Source organism: Micromonospora xinjiangensis, assembly GCF_056150165.1.
Genome location: NZ_JAXCFO010000009.1, coordinates 148,169 through 166,054, shown reverse-complemented (window position 1 = coordinate 166,054; position 17,886 = coordinate 148,169). Strand labels below are relative to the sequence as shown.

The 17,886-nt window shown below is 74.8% G+C and carries 20 protein-coding genes and 1 riboswitch; of the genes, 1 reads left to right on the top strand and 19 read right to left on the bottom strand.

Annotated features, from left to right (window positions below):
* Positions 1-16 precede the first annotated feature (16 nt).
* Positions 17-568: a MauE/DoxX family redox-associated membrane protein gene (locus tag SM573_RS26915; protein ID WP_474614844.1), complete on the bottom strand. Its 552-nt coding sequence runs from the start codon at positions 566-568 to the stop codon at positions 17-19.
* A 162-nt stretch (positions 569-730) separates the two neighbouring features.
* On the opposite strand from SM573_RS26915, the gene SM573_RS26910 reads away from it, so the two are divergent.
* A complete protein-coding gene (locus SM573_RS26910; RefSeq protein ID WP_474614843.1) occupies positions 731-946 on the top strand; it encodes a hypothetical protein in 216 nt (71 codons plus the stop codon).
* A gap of 102 nt (positions 947-1,048) precedes the next feature.
* On the opposite strand, the gene SM573_RS26905 is transcribed toward SM573_RS26910, so the two are convergent.
* The 18 genes from SM573_RS26905 to rpe all read right to left on the bottom strand — a co-directional run bounded on the left by SM573_RS26905 (position 1,049) and on the right by rpe (position 17,737).
* Positions 1,049-1,510, bottom strand: a complete 462-nt coding sequence (locus SM573_RS26905; protein WP_474617328.1) for a S26 family signal peptidase — start codon at positions 1,508-1,510, stop codon at positions 1,049-1,051.
* A 9-nt stretch (positions 1,511-1,519) separates the two neighbouring features.
* Positions 1,520-4,099 (bottom strand): phenylalanine--tRNA ligase subunit beta, encoded by a 2,580-nt coding sequence (gene pheT, locus SM573_RS26900; RefSeq protein WP_474617327.1) that lies wholly within the window; start codon positions 4,097-4,099, stop codon positions 1,520-1,522.
* A 39-nt stretch (positions 4,100-4,138) separates the two neighbouring features.
* Entirely contained in the window at positions 4,139-5,209 is a 1,071-nt protein-coding gene (pheS, locus tag SM573_RS26895) for a phenylalanine--tRNA ligase subunit alpha (RefSeq protein WP_474614840.1), read from the bottom strand.
* A 212-nt stretch (positions 5,210-5,421) separates the two neighbouring features.
* Positions 5,422-6,225: a TrmH family RNA methyltransferase gene (locus SM573_RS26890; protein ID WP_474614839.1), complete on the bottom strand. Its 804-nt coding sequence runs from the start codon at positions 6,223-6,225 to the stop codon at positions 5,422-5,424.
* Positions 6,226-6,297: 72 nt separating this feature from the next.
* Complete coding sequence (rplT, locus tag SM573_RS26885; protein WP_474614838.1) at positions 6,298-6,690, bottom strand: 50S ribosomal protein L20; 393 nt, start codon at positions 6,688-6,690, stop codon at positions 6,298-6,300.
* Between the two features lie 32 nt (positions 6,691-6,722).
* Positions 6,723-6,917: a 50S ribosomal protein L35 gene (gene rpmI, locus SM573_RS26880; protein ID WP_007458415.1), complete on the bottom strand. Its 195-nt coding sequence runs from the start codon at positions 6,915-6,917 to the stop codon at positions 6,723-6,725.
* A gap of 20 nt (positions 6,918-6,937) precedes the next feature.
* Positions 6,938-7,540, bottom strand: a complete 603-nt coding sequence (gene infC / locus SM573_RS26875) for a translation initiation factor IF-3 (protein ID WP_358179198.1) — start codon at positions 7,538-7,540, stop codon at positions 6,938-6,940.
* 715 nt (positions 7,541-8,255) lie between these two features.
* The gene (locus SM573_RS26870) at positions 8,256-8,729 is read right to left on the bottom strand and encodes a PH domain-containing protein (RefSeq protein WP_474614837.1); all 474 of its coding nucleotides are present in this window, start codon (positions 8,727-8,729) and stop codon (positions 8,256-8,258) included.
* 142 nt (positions 8,730-8,871) lie between these two features.
* Positions 8,872-9,897, bottom strand: coding sequence for a DMT family transporter (locus tag SM573_RS26865; protein WP_474614836.1), 1,026 nt, complete (start codon positions 9,895-9,897; stop codon positions 8,872-8,874).
* A 164-nt stretch (positions 9,898-10,061) separates the two neighbouring features.
* Complete coding sequence (hisG, locus tag SM573_RS26860) at positions 10,062-10,907, bottom strand: ATP phosphoribosyltransferase (RefSeq protein WP_474614835.1); 846 nt, start codon at positions 10,905-10,907, stop codon at positions 10,062-10,064.
* Positions 10,908-10,954: 47 nt separating this feature from the next.
* Positions 10,955-11,218: a phosphoribosyl-ATP diphosphatase gene (locus tag SM573_RS26855; protein ID WP_120331238.1), complete on the bottom strand. Its 264-nt coding sequence runs from the start codon at positions 11,216-11,218 to the stop codon at positions 10,955-10,957.
* Between the two features lie 214 nt (positions 11,219-11,432).
* Entirely contained in the window at positions 11,433-11,933 is a 501-nt protein-coding gene (gene ribH / locus SM573_RS26850; protein WP_474614834.1) for a 6,7-dimethyl-8-ribityllumazine synthase, read from the bottom strand.
* 2 nt (positions 11,934-11,935) lie between these two features.
* Positions 11,936-13,201, bottom strand: coding sequence for a bifunctional 3,4-dihydroxy-2-butanone-4-phosphate synthase/GTP cyclohydrolase II (locus SM573_RS26845; RefSeq protein ID WP_474614833.1), 1,266 nt, complete (start codon positions 13,199-13,201; stop codon positions 11,936-11,938).
* Positions 13,198-13,896, bottom strand: a complete 699-nt coding sequence (pnuC, locus tag SM573_RS26840; protein ID WP_474617326.1) for a nicotinamide riboside transporter PnuC — start codon at positions 13,894-13,896, stop codon at positions 13,198-13,200. The genes SM573_RS26845 and pnuC overlap by 4 nt, the downstream gene beginning before the upstream one ends.
* Positions 13,896-14,615: a riboflavin synthase gene (locus tag SM573_RS26835; RefSeq protein ID WP_474614831.1), complete on the bottom strand. Its 720-nt coding sequence runs from the start codon at positions 14,613-14,615 to the stop codon at positions 13,896-13,898. The genes pnuC and SM573_RS26835 overlap by 1 nt, the downstream gene beginning before the upstream one ends.
* A 1-nt stretch (position 14,616) precedes the next feature.
* A complete protein-coding gene (gene ribD / locus SM573_RS26830) occupies positions 14,617-15,678 on the bottom strand; it encodes a bifunctional diaminohydroxyphosphoribosylaminopyrimidine deaminase/5-amino-6-(5-phosphoribosylamino)uracil reductase RibD (RefSeq protein WP_474614830.1) in 1,062 nt (353 codons plus the stop codon).
* Between the two features lie 166 nt (positions 15,679-15,844).
* Positions 15,845-16,018, bottom strand: a riboswitch (FMN riboswitch).
* An 80-nt stretch (positions 16,019-16,098) separates the two neighbouring features.
* Entirely contained in the window at positions 16,099-17,055 is a 957-nt protein-coding gene (locus tag SM573_RS26825; RefSeq protein ID WP_474614829.1) for a response regulator, read from the bottom strand.
* A gap of 1 nt (position 17,056) precedes the next feature.
* A complete protein-coding gene (gene rpe, locus SM573_RS26820; protein WP_474614828.1) occupies positions 17,057-17,737 on the bottom strand; it encodes a ribulose-phosphate 3-epimerase in 681 nt (226 codons plus the stop codon).
* Between the last annotated feature and the right edge of the window lie 149 nt (positions 17,738-17,886).

The window sequence follows — 17,886 nt, the reverse complement described above, 5'->3', positions numbered from 1 at the left end:
TTCGGGATGCGGTGGGTCAGCGGCGCCCGGTCGGGCGGGACGCCCGGGCCGGTCCGGGGGCGAAGAGGGTGACCAGGTCGTCGAGGCGCACCACCACGGCGGCGAGCGGGACAGCCGCGCCGGCGGCGACCAGGCCGGCGGCCGGCGAGGGCGGCGCACCGGCGCCGGCCCAGCCGAGCAGGCCGAGCAGCGCCACCCCGATAAGGAAGCCGTTGCGTGCCACGTGCCGCGCACCGACCGGGGCGTCGGCGGCGCCGAAGCAGCGGCAGGCCGGGCGGGCGCCACGGCGCAGCGCGCGGACGATGGCGGCGGTGAGCACGGCGAGCAGCCCGGCGGCGAGCAGTAACCCGGCGGGCGCCGTGCCCGGGACCGCGAGCAGGACGACGACGGCCGCCTCCACGGCGACCGCCAGCCGGGCGATCGGGGGCGCCCAGCGGGCCGGCACGCCGAACTGGCCGACGGAGCCGACGAACCCGGTGAAGGCCGCCCGGGAACGCAGCTTGCCGGCGACCGCGGCGAGGAACACCAGCGCCAGCAGCAGCCGGGCGGCCAACTCCAGCACACGCATCCGTCCGCACCTCCTCGCCGTGGGGAGGCCCACGGTAGGAGCGGGGGATACAGCGCGGATACATCGCCGTCCGCGGGCGTCGCGGTCGGCTGTAGGTGCGGTGTACGGGGCGGCCGTAGCGTCCCGGCATCGATCGACGTCTGTCGGAAGGGAGGTGAACGGATGTTCCGTCGACTGGAGGGGCTCGGCGAGCGCCTGCTCGGTGTGTTCGTGCCGAAGGTGACCGCCGCCGCCGGCTGTCCGCCGGACCCGTGGTGCGCGGTGTGCGGCACGTGCTACTTCAAGCGGTGCAGCTACAGCGGGTCGTGCGCGGTCAACTGTGGCTCGTGCGGCTACTACTGCTCGGCCGGGGCCAGCAGCGTGAGTTCGTTGTGCTGATCCCGCCCGGGCGTGCCGCGCGGCCGGTGACGGCCGCGCGGCGCGTCCGCACGGCGGGCGGCGACGGGCGCGGGGCGGCCGGCGACGGGCGCGCCAGCCGGATCAGGGCCGCAGACGCGGCCGGACGACCACCCCGAGCACGTCCCGTTCGGGGATGTAGCCGCACTCCCGCGAGTCGTAGCTGAACGGCGGGTTGTCGCCGAGGACGACCAGGTGCCCCGCCGGGACCTCCCGCTCCGGCCGCTGCCGCAGCAGCGGCACCCGGTCCACCGGCACCGGATCGCCGGGCACGGCGTGCGCGCGCTTGATGAGCAGGCCCGGCCCGTCGTCGCCGGGCGCAGTGGGGTGGCCGGCGGTCATCGCCGCCGGGGCCACGACCACGACCACGTCGCCGGAGCGGATCCCGGCCAGCGGCACCCGCCGGGCCAGCACCCGGTCACCGGGGCGCAGCGTCGGTTCCATGCTGCGACCCACCACCGACACCAGCATCAGGTGCCGGCGGGCCCAGAGCAGGCCGGCGGCGGCCGCCACGAGCACGGCGGCCACCACCAGCCATCCGAACACCGGCACCGGTCAGGCGCCGCGCAGGGTCGCGCCGAACCGCTCGGCGGCCACGGCGACCGCGGCGTCGCGGGCCGCCACCGCCTCCTCGACCGTGAGCGTCCGGTCCGGCGCGCGGAAGGTCAGCTTGTACGCCAGCGACTTGCGCCCGGCGCCGAGCTGCTCCGAGGTGTAGACGTCGAACAGCCGCACGTCCTCCAGCAGCTCACCCGCCCCCTCGGTGAGCGCACGCTGCACCTGGGCCGCCGGCACGCCCTCGTCCACCACCAGCGCCACGTCGATCAGCGCCGGCGGGAAACCGGAGACCGCCGGAGCCGGCAGCACCGGCGGGGCGGGCAGCAGGTCCAGGTTCAGCTCCATGGCGCTCGTGCGACGGGGCAGCTCCAGCGCGGCGACGACCGTCGGGTGCAGCTCGCCGGCGTGCCCGACCACGGTGCCGTCGACCAACAGCTCGGCGCAGCGGCCGGGGTGCCACGGCGCGTGCGCGGCAGCCCGCACCTCGACCCGGCCCTGCGGGATGCCCGCGGCGGCGAGCACCGACCGGCCGGCCTCGACCGCGTCCGCCCAGCCGGCCGCGCGACCCGCACCCCACCAGCCGGAGAGCTCGATCTCACCGGCCAGCACCGCGGCGACGTGCCGCGGCTGGTCGGGCACCACCGCGTCCGCCGCCGCGAACTCCGCGTCCGTCGGCCGCCGGTCCACGCCCATCGCGGGCGGGCTGCCCGCCCCGGGGCGCGGGTGGAAGACCGCCCCGATCTCGTAGAGCGCGAGGTCGCGGTGGCCCCGGCCGAGGTTGCGCTTGAGCACGCCGAGCAGCGGGCCGAGCAGCGTGGTGCGCAGCAGCGGCTCCTCGTCGGAGAGCGGGTTGGCCAACCGCACGGCGGGCCGGCGCGGGTCGTCGGCCGGCAGCCCCAGCAGGTCGGGCAGCTCGGGCGAGACGAACGGGTGCGCCAGCACCTCGACGTAACCCCGGTCGGCCAACGCCTGCGCGACCGTGCGGCGCCGGCGCTGCTGCCACGTCAGACCACGGCCGGCCGGTGCCGTCGGCAGCACCGACGGCACCCGGTCGTACCCGTCGAGCCGGACCACCTCCTCGACCAGGTCGGCCGGGTCGGTGAGGTCGGGACGCCAGCTCGGCGGTGTGACGGTGAGCGCCACACCCGCGCCGGCCGCCACGGCCACCGACCCCGGGTCCTCGGCGAGCCGGTCGACGCCCTGGGCCACCGTGCAGCCCACCTGCTCCAGCAGGGCGACCACCCGCGCGGGCGGGTAGTCGACGCCGATCCGCCGGGTCGGCAGGTCCGCCGGCAGGGTGATCGGCGTACGCGGCCGGACGTGGTCGATGTCGAGGATCTCCTCGCCCGCGCTGCCGCCGCCGTACTCGGTGAGCAGCCGCACCGCCCGCTCCAGCGCGACCAGCGGCAGGGCCGGGTCGACGCCCCGCTCCCAGCGCTTGGCCGCCTCGCTGAACAGCTTGTGCCGGCGGGCCGTACGCCCCACCATCACCGGGTCCCAGTGGGCGGCCTCGAAGAGGACGTTCGTCGTCCCGGCGACCACCTCGCTGGTCTCGCCACCCATCACGGCGGCGAGCGAGATCGGGATGCCGGCGCCCTCGCCCGCCACAGGGTTCGACAGCCCCGCGTCGCAGATCACCATGTCCTCCGGAGCGAGAACGCGGGTCACGCCGTCCAGTGTGGTCAGCTTCTCCCCCGCCTCGGCCCGGCGGACCACCAGCGCGCCGGCGATCCGGTCGGCGTCGAAGGCGTGCATGGGTTGGCCCAGTTCGAGCATCACGTAGTTGGTGATGTCGACCGGCAGCGAGATGCTGCGGATGCCGGCCGTGGTGAGCCGCCGCTGCATCCACGCGGGCGTGGCCGCGGCCGGATCGACGCCGCGCACCAGGCGGGCGGCGAAGCGGTCGCAGCCCACCGTGTCCCGCACCTCGACCGGGTACGCGGGTTCCGGCGTACCGACGGGGGCGGGCGCGAGACCCGGGTCACGGAACGGCACGCCGAACGCGTGTGACAGCTCCCGGGCCAGGCCGCGCAGGCTCAGCGCGTACCCCCGGTCCGGGGTGATGTCCAGTTCGAGCACGACCTCGTCGAGGCCGACCACCGGCCGGGCGTCGTCACCCGGCTTGGCCGGGCTCTCCTCGGGCAGCACCAGGATGCCGGCGTGGTCGTCACCGATGCCCAGCTCCCGGGCCGAACAGATCATGCCGTTGGAGTTGCGCCCGTACGTCTTGCGCGCGCCGATGGCGAACCCGCCGGGCAGCACACCGCCGGGGAGGATCACGACGACCCGGTCCCCGACGGCGAAGTTGCGGGCCCCGCAGACGATCTCCTGCGGCTCGCCGGTGCCGTTCGCGGCTCCCACGTCGACCCGGACGAACCGGATCGGCTTCTTGAAGCCGGTGAGCTCCTCGATCTCCAGCACCTCACCGACGACCAGCGACCCGGTGACGTTCTCCCGCAGGTCGGCCACCGAGTCGACCTCGATGCCCAGGTCGACCAGGGCCTGCGCCAGGTCGTCGCTGGGCAGGTCGGCGGGGAGGTCGACGTACTCCCGCAGCCAGCTGACAGAAACTCGCATGACTCAGACCACCGTCTCCGTAACTCGTGCCCGCATCGCCTACGCCCCGGCCCCGAGCGCCCGGCTGAACCGGACGTCGCCCTCGAAGAGGTGGCGGATGTCGCTGACCCCGTGCTGGATCATGAGGGTGCGGTCGATGCCCATGCCGAACGCGAAGCCGGAGTAGACCTCCGGGTCGATCCCGCAGGCGCGCAGCACCCGCGGGTTCACCATCCCGCAGCCGCCCCACTCGACCCACTGTGGCCCGTCGCGGTGCTCGGGGAACCACACGTCGAACTCGGCGGACGGCTCGGTGAACGGGAAGTAGTGCGGCCGCCAGCGGGTCTTCGCGCCGGGGCCGAAAATCGCCCGGGCGAAGTGGTCGAGGGTGCCGCGCAGGTGCGCCATCGTGATGCCCTTGTCGACCACCAGGCCCTCCGCCTGGTGGAAGACCGGACTGTGGGTCGCGTCCACCTCGTCGGTCCGGTAGACCCGGCCCGGGCAGATCACGTAGATCGGCGGCTTCCGGCGGAGCATCGTGCGGGTCTGCACGTTCGACGTGTGCGTACGCAGCACCAGGCCGGAGGAGTCCGCCGGCGCCACGTGGAAGGTGTCCATCAGCCCGCGCGCCGGGTGGTCGGCGGGGATGTTCAGCGCGTCGAAGTTGGCCCACTCCAGCTCGGCCTCGGGGCCCTCGGCCACCTCGTAACCCATCCCGATGAACAGGTCGCTGATCTGCTCCATCAGCGTGCTCAGCGGGTGGCGCGCGCCCCGCGGCCGCCGGTCGTACGGCAGCGTCACGTCGACACGTTCGGCGACCAGCACCCGCTCGGCGTGCTCACGCTCCAGCACCTCGGCGCGCGCCGCGTAGGCGGCCTCGATGGCGCGACGGGCCTCGTTGACCCGCTTGCCGGCGTCGGACTTGGCGGCCGGCGGCAGCGCGCCGATCTCCCGGCGCGCCAGCGACACGGGCGCCCGGTCACCCAGGTGGGCGGGGCGCACCGCGGTCAGCGCGTCCGGGTCGGTGGCGGCGGCGAACGCCCTCTCGGCGTCGGCCACGGCCTCGGCCAGTGCGGCCGGGTCGAGCAGGGCGACCTGCTTCGGGTCGTACGGATCGTTGCGGTAGGTCATGGCGTACGGGCACTCCCTCACGGCGGCGCCGGCCCTCACGGGCGGCGAAGCGAGTCTACGGACGCGCGGCTTCGCCGCAGCCCGCCGGTGGGAGGTACGCAGGGAGCAGGGTCAGGCCCGCCGCCCGCCGACACCGGCGGGCTGGCTAAACGAACGCCGTGGCGCGTTCATGGACGGCTGTTCTCCCCGGTCGTGACGTCCGCGCGACCGTCTCACGGTCGGCGCTGTGCTTTCGCTGAAGCGTACAGGCACACGGCCGCGGCCGCAGCCAGGTTCAGGCTCTCGGCGCGTCCGTGCAGCGGCACCCGCACCCGGGCGTCGGCGGCCTCGGTGAGCGCCGGCGGCAGCCCGTGCGCCTCCGAGCCGAACAGCCACGCGGTGGGCGCGGCGAGCCGGCCCGCGTCGGCGAGGTCGTCGAGATCCTCCTCGCCGTAGCCGGTCGTGGCGAGCACCGCGAACCCGGCGGCGCGCAGCGCGGTGACCACCCCGGACGGGTCGACGGCACGGACCACGTCGACGTGGAAGAGGCTGCCGGCGGACGCCCGTACGCACTTGCCGTTGTACGGGTCCACGGCCTCCCCCGCGAAGACGACCGCACCGGCGCCCGCCGCGTCGGCGGTGCGCAGCACGGTGCCGGCGTTGCCCGGGTCGCGGATCTCGGCGAGCACCGCCACCAGCCGGGGCCCGCGGGCGAGCGCCCGCTCCAGCGGCACGTCGAGGTGGCGGCACACCGCCACCAGCCCCTGCGGGGCGACGGTCTCGGCGAGCGCCGCGAGCGCGTCGTCGGTCACCTCGGAGACCGGCACGTCACCGCCGGCGGCCAGGGCGGCCAGCTCGGCGTGACGGTCGAGCGCGGCCGGGGTGCCGAACAGCTCGGTGACCACGCCGGGACGGGCCAGCGCCTCGCGTACGGCCTGCGGGCCCTCGGCGAGGAAACGGCCGCTGGTGTCGCGGTCCCGGCGGCGGTGCAGCCGGCGGGCGGCGACCACCCGGGGCGTACGCGGGGTGAAGAGCATGGTCTCCTCGAGACATGCGCGAGGCGCCCCCCGTCGGGGTCGACGAGGGGCGCCTCGTTCAGGCGCAGGGGATCAGGCGGCCTGGGCGGCAGCGCCGCCGGTGCCCTGGGCCGCGACCGCGGCGCGGGCCACCTCGACGATCGCCGCGAAGGCGGCGGCGTCGTTGACGGCCAGATCGGCCAGGATCTTCCGGTCGACCTCGACACCGGCCAGCTTGAGGCCCTGGATCAGGCGGTTGTAGGTCATCCCGTTGGCGCGGGCGCCCGCGTTGATCCGCTGGATCCAGAGCTGCCGGAAGTCGCCCTTGCGGTCGCGACGGTCCCGGTAGGCGTACTGCATCGAGTGCAGCACCTGCTCCTTGGCCTTGCGGTAGAGCCGGGAGCGCTGACCGCGGTAGCCGCTCGCGGTCTCCAGCAGGGTACGGCGCTTCTTCTGGGCGTTCACAGCCCGCTTGACGCGTGCCATCTCAACTCCTTCTTACGTCAGGGTGGCGCGCGTCAGCGGCCGAGCAGCTTCTTGATGCGCTTCACGTCGGCCTTGGCCAGCACGACGGTGCCGGTCAGCCGGCGGGTCTGGGTGGAGGGCTTCTTCTCCAGGTTGTGGCGGAGGCCGGCCTGCTGGGCAACGATCTTGCCCTTGCCGGTCACCTTGACCCGCTTGCCCATACCCGTGTGGCTCTTCATCTTCGGCATGTGGAACGTCTTCTCCCCTGTTACTCGCCGGTGGTCCCGGCGGGCCCGGCCGCCTCGGCCGGCGGCGCCTCGGCGCCCGTCTCACGCTCGCGCGGTGCGCCGCCGCGGGCCGCCGTGGCGGCCGCCTTGGTGGCGCGGTGCGGCGCGAGCACCATGATCATGTTGCGGCCGTCCTGCTTCGGAGCGGCCTCGACGTACCCCAGCTCCGAGATCTCCGACTCGAGCCGACGGAGGAGCCGGTAGCCCAGCTCCGGTCGACTCTGCTCGCGACCGCGGAACATGATCGTCACCTTGACCTTGTCGCCGGCCTTGAGGAACCGCACCACGTGACCCTTCTTGGTCTCGTAGTCGTGCGGATCGATCTTCGGCCGGAGCTTCATCTCCTTGATGACGGTCTGCTGCTGGTTACGCCGCGCTTCGCGCGCCTTCAGTGCGCTCTCGTACTTGAACTTGCCGAAGTCCATGAGCTTGCACACCGGCGGGCGCGCCATCGGCGCAACCTCGACCAGGTCCAGATCGACGTCCGCGGCCAGCTGAAGGGCGCGCTCCAGCGGGACGATGCCCACCTGCTCACCCTCGGGGCCGACCAGTCGGACCTCACGTGCCCGGATCTGCTCGTTCACGCGTGGTTCGACGCTGATGGGGCCTCCTCGAGTCGAGTTTCTGCTGTGCGCCGACCCCGCGGTTCCCGGGTGGGAACCGATCCGGAAAGCAGAAGGCCCCGGCGCATGCCAGGGCCCGCTCGACCGGTCGGCACGATCACATGATCGCGCATCCGGAGCCGGGGCGTGCCCGGAACCGGGGACCGGACCCGGCCACCGTCGCGGCGACTCGGGTGGGAGCAGGCGCTCCACTTTCATGGCCGCCGCGCACACGCGGACAGCCTGGTCGACTCGACAACACTACACCCTCGGACGACCCACCCCCAAACCGGGACACCCGGGACCAGGCCCCCGGCCGCCGGACCGCCCCGCCGGGGACGCCGGACGGGCGCCCGGGCCGCGCACCACAGGCCCGGGACACCGCGCGGCGCCGCGCCGAGATCCGCGCGGTCTCCAGGAAGTGCGCAGTTTCCACGAAGTTGTCGCTCCCGCCGACGGGAGGCGACAACTTCCCAGATGTTGTGTGGATCTTGGAGGGCATCCAGGAGGTACGGGCGGAGGCGCCGCGGGCGGGGCGGACGAGGCCAGGTCGGGCCCTGGCCCCGGGTCGGTCGCCGGGGCCAGCGGTCCGGGGCCGGTCGCCGGGGTCAGCGGCCCGAGTCGGTCGGTCGCCGGGGTCGGCGGCCCGGGTCGGTCGGTCGCCGGGTCGGCGGCCCGGGTCGGTCGGCCGCCGGGGTCAGCGGCCGGGGGCGTTCTCGGTGAGGCGGGACAGGTGGGCCTGGTGCAGCCGGCGCAGCGCGCGCACTCCCTCGACGGCCAGCTCCTTGTCGGCGGCCTGCAGGGCCACCATCGGCAGCAGGTCGTCGTCGTGCAGCTCCAGACTGGCCCAGGGCGCGCCCCGGTCGAAGCGGACGCCGCGCACGACCTCCCACGGCAGGTCGTACGAGCCGATGATGTTGCGCACCCGGACGCCCCGCGCGTCCGCCTCCACCCGGGGCCGGGTGAAGAGCAGGAAGCCGAGCGCGCCGAAGATGCCGAGGCCGACCATGGCGAGCTGGTCGCCGCGCTGGAAGGTGCCGTAGCCGTCGCCGGTGGCGCCGTGCAGCGAGGTGGCCACCAGGCTGAACACCACCAGCAGCACGATCGCCGACGTCCAGCAGACCACCCGGATGCGCCGGGGGCGGAGACGGATCAGCTCGGGTTCGCTCACCCCACCAGTCTGCCACCCGCCCGGAGCGGGCTCGCCGCCGCCACGCTGCCCGCGCCGTCACCACCCGGCCGGGCCACCGGCGACGAACCGGCGAGGCGCTTGCTCTCCCGCTCGGGCGGCCGGGGCGCCCCGCGTCACGTCGTCATCGGCGGCGGGGGCGACCGCCCGCGACGACGACCGCCGCGAGGGTCAGCGCCGCCCCGGCGAGCACCGCGGGCCGGGCACCCGCCCCGCCCGGCAGCAGCGAGTCCAGCAGCAGCGCCCCGCCGAGCTGGCCGGCCACCAGTGCCAGCCCGGTGCGCAGGACACCCGCCGACCGGACCCCGACCACGAGCCCGGCCACGATGGCCACGCCGAGCACCCCGCCCGTGTAGAGGTACCAGTCGGTCGGCCAGGCCGGGACCGGCCCGGTGAGCGCCCCGGCGAGCGCCGCGACGAGCAGCACCGCCGGGGTGCTGACCGCGAAGTTCACCGCGACGCCGGCGGCGGCGGAGCCGGCCGCGGAGACGCGGCCGTTGAGGGCGGACTGGAGCGCCACGCCGACGCCACCCGCCACGGCGAGCAGGACCAGGCCCACCGCGAGGTCCCCGACCGGCTGGCCGAGCTGGGCCAGGGCCACGGCGGCCACGCCGAGTAGCCCGCCGGCGACCCGGGGGCCGGTGAGGGCGAGCCGGCCGACCGGCGCGAGGCCGGCGCGGTCCACCGCCAGGCCACCGATGCTGCCCCCGGCCACCTGCGCGATGGTGAAGACGGCGACCCCGAGCGCCGGCACCACGTACGCGCCGAGCACCACGATCGCGGCCCCGCCCAGCCCGCCCAGGTAGCTCCACCAGGGCAGGCGAGCGTGGCGCAGCAGCGCGAGCCCGTGGCGCATCGACGGCAGCACGGCGAGCCCGAGCACGACCAGCAGGGTGCCGCCGAGGTTGTTGACCACGGCGGCCAGGGTCGGCTCACCGACCCGGACGCCCAGCTCCCCGTTGGTCGCGCCCTGCGCGGCGGAGGCGACGCCGGCCAGGGCGACGACGGTGAGCGCCGCCCACACCGGCAGCGGCCCGCGCGCCGGACGCGGCGGCGTCGCGGTGACGTCCAACGGCGCGACGGCGGGCGCGGCGGATGGTCCGACCGGCTCCCGACCGTGCACCGCGGCCGCCGACGTCTGGACGGGCACCTCCGGATCCCGGCCGAACCGGGCACCGGGACCCGACGTCGAGGGAGCGGGCCCGGACGGCGACGGCGCCGGACCAGGTCCCGACGGCGAGGACGCCGGACCGGGTACCGACGGCGACGGCGCCGGACCAGGCCCTGCCGGCTCCGGCGCCGCGGGGGACGCCGTCACAGGCGGCAGGCGTGGATGTTGGTGACCAGGATGGCCCGGGCGCCCAGCTCGTACAGCTCGTCCATGATCCGGTGCACGTCGTCGCGGAGCACCATGGCCTGCACCGCGACCCAGCCCTCCCGGTGCAGCGGCGACACGGTGGGCGACTCGATGCCCGGGGTGAGCGAGCTAGCCCGGTCCAGCAGGCCGGCCGGCACGTCGTACGCGAGCATCACGTAGCGGCGGGCCACCAGCACCCCGTGCAACCGGCGGAGCAGCTGCGCGGCCTGCGGGTGGGTGGGCGCGTCGGCGCGGCGTACGAGCACCGCCGACGAGCGCAGCAGCGGCTCGCCGAACACCACCAGGCCGGCCTGGCGCAGGGTGGCGCCGGTCTCGACCACGTCCGCGACCACGTCGGCGACGCCGAGGCGTACGGCGTTCTCGACCGCGCCGTCGAGGCGGATCACGTCCGCCTTCACGCCGAGCTCCGCGAGGTGGCGCTCGACGAGCCCGGGGTACGCGGTGGCGATCCGGTGCCCGCCGAGCCCCGCCACGGAGTCGATGTCGTCCGGGCGGGCGGCGAAGCGGAAGGTGGCCCGGCCGAAGGAGAGGTCGACGACCTCCTCGGCGGGCGCGCCCGAGTCGATCAGGAGGTCGCGGCCGGTGATGCCCAGGTCGAGGTCACCGGAGCCGACGTAGGTGGCGATGTCCTTCGGGCGCAGGTAGAAGAATTCGACGTCGTTGGGCTCGTCCCGGCAGACCAGGTCCTTCGGGTCGGTGCGCTGGCGGTAGCCCGCCTCGCGCAGCATCTGGGCGGCCGGCTCGGCCAGGGTGCCCTTGTTGGGAACGGCGACACGCAGCATGAACGAGTGCTCCTAGCAGTCGGTGTGGAATCGACGACGGATCGCACTCAGAGATGTCGGTAGACGTCCTTCAGCTCGAGCCCGGTGGCGAGCATCAGCACCTGGGTCTGGTAGAGCAGCTGGGAGATCTCCTCGGCGGCCCGCTCCCGGCCCTCGTGCTCGGCGGCCATCCACGACTCGGCCGCCTCCTCGACGACCTTCTTGCCGATGAAGTGCACGCCCCGCTCGAGCGCGGCGACCGTGCCCGAGCCGGGAGTGCCGGCCGCGGCCTTGGCCTGCAGCTCGGCGAACAACTCCTCGAACGTCTTCACGCCGCGATTCTTCCAGCCCGGGGTCGCCGCCGGGGCCGGCGGGGTCCGGAGGATCCCGGGTGTCGGACGGGGCGCGGCGGCCGGCGCACCGGCACCCGGGTTGACGCGACGGTCGTGGACACGGGGTGCGGCGGGTGCGCCCGGCCACGGGAGCACCGCCACAGCCCCGCCACCGGGTCGCAGACCGGCGCGCCGCCGCCCGCCGCCGGACGGCTCAGCCGGCGAAGCCGACGCGGTGGCCGTTGGTGCCGTTGACCGAGCGGACGGCCAGCGCGGCGTCGAGCGCCGCGACGGTCGCGGCCCAGCCCTTGTCCTCGGCGGAGCCGGGCAGCCCCGCCCGGTCGCGGGCCTGCTCGAGGGTGTCCACGGTCAACACCCCGTGGGCGACCGGCTTCCCCTCGTCCAAGGCGACCCGGGTCAGGCCGTCGGTGACCGAGCGGCAGACGTAGTCGAAGTGGGCGGTGGCGCCCCGGACCACCACGCCCAGCGCGACCACCACGTCGCAGCGGCGCGCCAGCGCCTGGGCGACCACCGGGATCTCCACCGACCCGGCGACCCGGGCGACCACGGCCCGCGCCCCGCACGCCTGGGCGGCCGCGACCGCCCGGTCGAGCATGTGGTCGGTCAGCTCGCCGTGCCAGCGCGCCGCCACGACGCCCACCGTCATCCCGGTCGCGTCCACCGGCGCCGCCGCCGGCTCCCCGAATCCCGCCATCGTTACGCTCCGATCCCGTCACCGTTGGGCAGCCGGCCGACCGGCGCCTCGGTGACCTCGTCCAACTGGTCCAACAGGTGCCCCATCCGGTCCCGCTTGGTACGCAGGTACCGCACGTTCTCCGGGTGGGGACGCACCGGCAGCCCCTCGCGGCCGGTGATGGTCAGGCCGTACCCCTCCAGTCCCGCCCGCTTGGCCGGGTTGTTGGTGAGCAGCCGCATCGACCGCACGCCGAGGTCGTAGAGGATCTGCGCGCCGGTGCCGTAGTCGCGGGCGTCGGCCGGCAGGCCGAGGTCCAGGTTGGCGTCCACGGTGTCCCGGCCCAGGTCCTGCAACTGGTACGCCTGGAGCTTGTGCAGTAGGCCGATGCCCCGGCCCTCGTGGCCGCGCATGTAGAGCACCACCCCGCGCCCCTCGCGGGCGACCCGGGCGAGGGCCGCGTCGAGCTGGGGGCCGCAGTCGCAGCGCAGCGAACCGAAGACGTCGCCGGTCAGGCACTCGGAGTGCACCCGGACGAGGACGTCCTGCCCGTCGCCGATCTCGCCGTACACCATCGCCACGTGCTCGGCGGTGTCGTGCGTGGTGCGGTAACCGATCGCGCGGAACACGCCGTGCTCGGTGGGCATCCGGGCGTCGGCGACCTGCTCGACCTGCTTCTCGGTCCGCCGCCGGTACGCGACCAGGTCGGCGATGGTGATCAGCGTCAGCGAGTGCTCGGCGCAGAACTTCTCCAGGTCCGGCACCCGCATCATGGTGCCGTCGTCGTTGACCAGCTCGCACAGCACCCCGGCCGGGCGCAGGCCGGCCAGCCGGGTGAGGTCGACCGCCGCCTCGGTGTGCCCGGGGCGGCGCAGCACCCCGCCCTGACGGGCGCGCAGCGGCACCACGTGCCCGGGGCGGGCCAGGTCCGTCGGACCGGTGGTCGGGTCGGCGAGCAGCCGGATGGTGTGCGCCCGGTCGGCGGCCGAGATCCCGGTGGTCACGCCCTCCCGGGCGTCGACGGTCACCGTGTACGCGGTGCCGCGCCGGTCCTGGTTCGTGTGGTGCATCGGCGGCAGGTCGAGCCGGTCGGCCTCGCTCTCGGTGAGCGGCACGCAGATGTAGCCGGACGTGTACCGCACCATGAACGCGAGCAGCTCCGGCGTGGCCAGCTCGGCCGCGAAGATCAGGTCACCCTCGTTCTCCCGGTCGGCGTCGTCGACCACGACGACGGGCCGGCCGGCGGCGATCTCCTCGATCGCCCGCTCGATGCTCCCAAAGGCGCTCATGCCACAGCCTCCGTGTAGGTCGGCGAGATCGGCGCGCGGACCTGCGAGAGCACCCGGGACGTCCGCCACCAGCTGGCGAAGCCCCAGACGCAGAACGCGCCGTAGATCAGGTACATGGCCGCCGACGGGTAGAACCCGCCGCGCAGCAGCAGCGGCACGCCCACCGCGTCCACCGCGATCCAGATCAGCCAGAACTCGACCCAGCCGCGGGCCATGCCGTACGTGGCCAGGAGGCTGCCGACGAGGATCCACGCGTCCGGCAGCGGCCCCCAGGAGCCGAGCGCGGCCAGCGCGGGATAGGCGGCGGCGGTGCCGAGCACGGCGCCGGCGAGCAGGGCCAGCCGCTCCCGGCCGCTCGCCCAGCGGGGCGCCACGGCGCCGTGGTCGGGCACCGTGCCGAGCCGGCGCGTACGCGACCAGCGCCACCAGCCGTAGACGCTGACCACGAAGAAGAAGACCTGCCGTCCGGCCTGCCCGTACAGGTCGTGGGCCTGCGGGGTGGCGAACGCCCCGCCGAGGAAGACGGTGAACAGCAGCGCGTTGCCGAGCATGCCGACCGGCCACGCCCACACCAACCGGCGCAGGCCGAGCAGCGCGGAGACCAGACCGAAGACGTTGCCGACGATCTCGCGCAGCAGCACCGGCGAGCCACCGATGCTCACCCGGGTCTCCAGCAGCCAGAGCAGCGTGCGCATCAGGCCACCTCACCGGTGGGTGCGACGCCGTCCGCGCCGCCGGCCTCGGCCGGCCCGGCGGTGGGGCCGGCAGCGCCGAGCGGTCCGGCGCCGAGGCCCGCCGCGGCGGTGTCCGGGCCGGTCGTCGCCCGGTCGCCGAGCAGCCGCTCGACGTACTTGGCGAGCACGTCCACCTCGAGGTTCACCGGGTCGCCGGCTCCGCGGGCGCCGAGGGTGGTGAGCTTCAGCGTGGTGGGGATCAGGCCGACCGAGAACCAGTCCCCCCCGACGCCGGCCACGGTCAGGGACACGCCGTCGACGGTGATGGAGCCCTTCTCCACCACGTACCGGGCCAGGTGGGCGGGGAGCCGGAAACGCACCGTCTCCCACTGCGCCGCCGGCTCCCGGGAGAGCACCTCGCCGACGCCGTCGACGTGCCCCTGCACGAGGTGACCGCCGAGGCGGCTACCCAGCGCGGCGGCCCGCTCCAGGTTGACGGGGTCGCCGGGGCGCAGCGCGCCGAGCGCGGAGCGGCGCAGGGTCTCCCCCATCACGTCGGCGGTGAAGACCCCGCCGTCGACGTCCACCACGGTCAGGCAGACGCCGTTGACGGCGATGGAGTCGCCGTGCCGGGCGTCGGTCGTGACCAGCGGGCCACGGACGGCGACCAGCGCGGAGTCGCCGGCGGTGGCCGTCACACCGACGACCTCACCCAGCTCCTCGACGATGCCGGTGAACATGTCAGCCCTCCCTCTTCCGGGGCAGCGCGGTGATCCGCAGATCCGGACCGATCTGCGTAACGTCGATGAGTTCCAGATCGATGGCCTCGGCGATGGTCGTCACACCGGCGTCGACGAGCGCGGCCGGGCCGGCGCCGAGCAGCCGGGGTGCGACGTAGCCGACCACCTTGTCGACGAGCCCGGCGGCCAGGAACGCGCCGGCCAGCCGCGGGCCGCCCTCCAACAGCACGGCCCGCACGCCGCGCTGGTGCAGCGCGGCGAGCAGCGCCGGCAGGTCGACGCCGCCGTCGGGGCCGGCGCCGACCTCCGCCGCGGTGGCGATCCAGGTGCGGGCCGCGCCGTCGCGGACCTTGGCGTCGGCCGGGGTACGGCCCTGGCTGTCCACCACCACCCGCAGGGGCTGACGGATGGCGAGGCTGCCGTCGCGCAGGTTCCGGGCGGTCAGGCGGGGGTCGTCGGCGAGCACGGTGCCCACCCCGACGACCACCGCGTCGACGGTGCCACGCAGCGCGTGCACGTCGATCCGGGCCGCCTCGGAGGTGATCCACATGCTGGTGCCGTCGGCCGCCGCCGACCGGCCGTCGAGCGTCGCGGCGTACTTCCAGATGACGTACGGCCAGCCGCGGCGCATGGAGGTCAGCCAGGCGATGTTGCCCGCCTCCGCCTCGTGGGTGCGTACGCCCAGGTCCACCCGGACCCCGGCGGCGCGCAGGGTGGCCGCGCCGCCCGAGGCCACCGGGTTCGGGTCGGGCACGGCGATCACCACGCGGGAGACGCCGGCCTGGATGAGCGCGAGGCTGCAGGGGCCGGTGCGACCGGTGTGGTCGCAGGGCTCCAGAGTGACGATCGCGGTGCCGCCGCGGGCGCGCTCGCCGGCCTGGGCGAGCGCCACGATCTCGGCGTGCGGCCCACCGGCGTACGCGTGGAAGCCCTCCCCGACGACCTGGCCGTCCGCGTCGAGCAGCACGCAGCCGACCACCGGGTTGGGGCTGGTGGTGCCGAGCCCGCGCGCGGCGAGCTCGATCGCGCGTCGCATCGCCTCGTCCACGGAGACGCCTGCCATTTCGCCCTGCCCTGCCCTCTCACTCGCCGGTCGCGCGCGGGCGGGGCGGGAGGCATCGGCCATGAGGCCGCGGGCATGCGGCGGCGGAGATCCGGGTACGGCGGAGCCGACCCGCAGGGTCGGCCGGGCACGCTGAGCTCAGCGGTCGGCACGACCCGTCCGTCCCGCGCGCTGTCTCCCATCCGGACTGTCTGGGCGCGGAGATCGTCCGCCCCCAACCGTCGGCCCCGGATTCACACCAGGTCCACCGGGCGGCAGAGCCGACCGGGTCGCGGGCTGACCACGGGCTTCGCCGTGGATCACCGCCGGTTCGGAATTACACCGAGTCCCGCCAGCGCGTGGTGGGTACACGGGAAGTCTTACACGCCGACGGGGCCGTGCCGCCACCGAGGCGAGCTACTTCACACCGCGTCCGCCGGGTCAGGTGACCCCGCGCCGCCGGTCCACCGCGACGTACGACCCGGGCTGGCTCTTGGCCACCGACTTCATCTCGCTGGCGACGGCGATCGCCTCCAGCGGGTCGGTGAAACGCTTGTCCGCGTCGGAGAGGGACACCCCGATCGAGAGGGTGACGAGCGCGGCACGCCGGATGTTGCCGCGCCGGTCCTTCAGCTCGACGTAGCCGCGCTCCCGGTCGATCGGGTCGTAGAGCGAGTCGGCCGCGGTCTCGAAGTCCACCACCGCGCGGGAGGTCAGCGGCCGGACCTGCTCCGGGGTGCAGACGATCACGAAGTCGTCGCCGCCGACGTGGCCGAGGAAGGCCGGCGGCAGCCCGATCGAGACCACCGCCCGGTGCAGGCTGCGGGCGAGGGTCGAGATGAAGTCGTCGCCGCGGACGAAGCCGTACCGGTCGTTGACGCTCTTGAACCGGTCGATGTCGACGTAGCCGACGGCGTAGTCGGAGCCGCTGCGCACCCGGTCGGAGATCTCCCGACGGATCCGGCTGTTGCCGGGCAGGCCGGTCAGCGGGGACACCTCCCGGAACTCCTTGTTGCGGCGCAGCGTGGAGCTGACCCGGGCCACCAGCTCGGCGGTGTCGAATGGCTTGACCAGGTAGTCGTCGGCGCCGGCGCTGAGGCCGTGCACCTTGTCCACCGTCATCCCCTTGGCGGTCAGCATGATCACCGGCAGGGCGGAGGTCATCGGGTCGGCACGCAGCCGCCGGGTCAGCTCCAGACCGTCGATGCGGGGCATCATGAGGTCGACCACCGCCAGGTCGGGCCGGTGCCGCTCGATCACCTCGAGCGCCTCCTGGCCGTCGCTGGCGTGGATCACCTCGAAGCCGTGCAGCCGGAGGTTGAACTCGACGAACCGCGCGATGTCCTCGTCGTCGTCGACGACGAGGATGACGTCCGGGCGCTCCCCCGCCGGGTCCACGTCAGGCCCCGGGGGTGGCGCGTTCCGCGAGGGCCCGCAGCCGGCGGACGGCCTCGGCGGGGTCGTCGCCCCCGTAGACGGCGGTGCCGGCCACGAACGCGTCGGCGCCCGCCTCGGCGGCCTGCGCGATGGTGTCGGCCGCGATGCCGCCGTCGACCTCGATCCGCAGCTCCAGGTGGCCGGTCGCCACGTGCCGGCGGGCCGCCCGCACCTTGTCGAGCAGCTGCGGGATGAAGCGCTGCCCGCCGAAGCCCGCCTTGATCGTCATGATCAGCAGCGTGTCGAAGCTCGGCAGCAGCTCCAGGTACGGCTCGATCGGGGTGTCGCGGTCGATCGCCAGCCCCGCCTTCGCGCCGGCCGAGCGGAGGTCCTTCGCCAGCGCCACCGGGTCGTCGCAGGCCTCGGCGTGGAACGTGACGTTGTACGCCCCGGCGTCCGCGTAGCCGGGCGCCCAGCGCCGCGGGTCCTCGATCATCAGGTGCACGTCGAACGGGAGCCGGGTGGCCGCCCGCAGGCTCTGCACCACCGGCAGACCGATGGTCAGGTTCGGCACGAAGTGGTTGTCCATGACGTCGACGTGCAGCCAGTCGGCGGCGTCCTCGACGGCACGGACCTCATCGGCCAGGCGGGCGAAGTCGGCGGCGAGGATGCTCGGCGCGATGATCGGCGGCGGTACGGTCACCGGGTCAGTGTACGAACGTCGCCTCCGGTCGCCGGCGGCACCGCACGATCCGGGACGCCCCGTGACGCGACGGTGACCAGTGGTGCAGAATCGGCCGGTCCGGGTGGGCGAATCCGGACGAGCCGACATCGACGACTGGCCGAACGGCG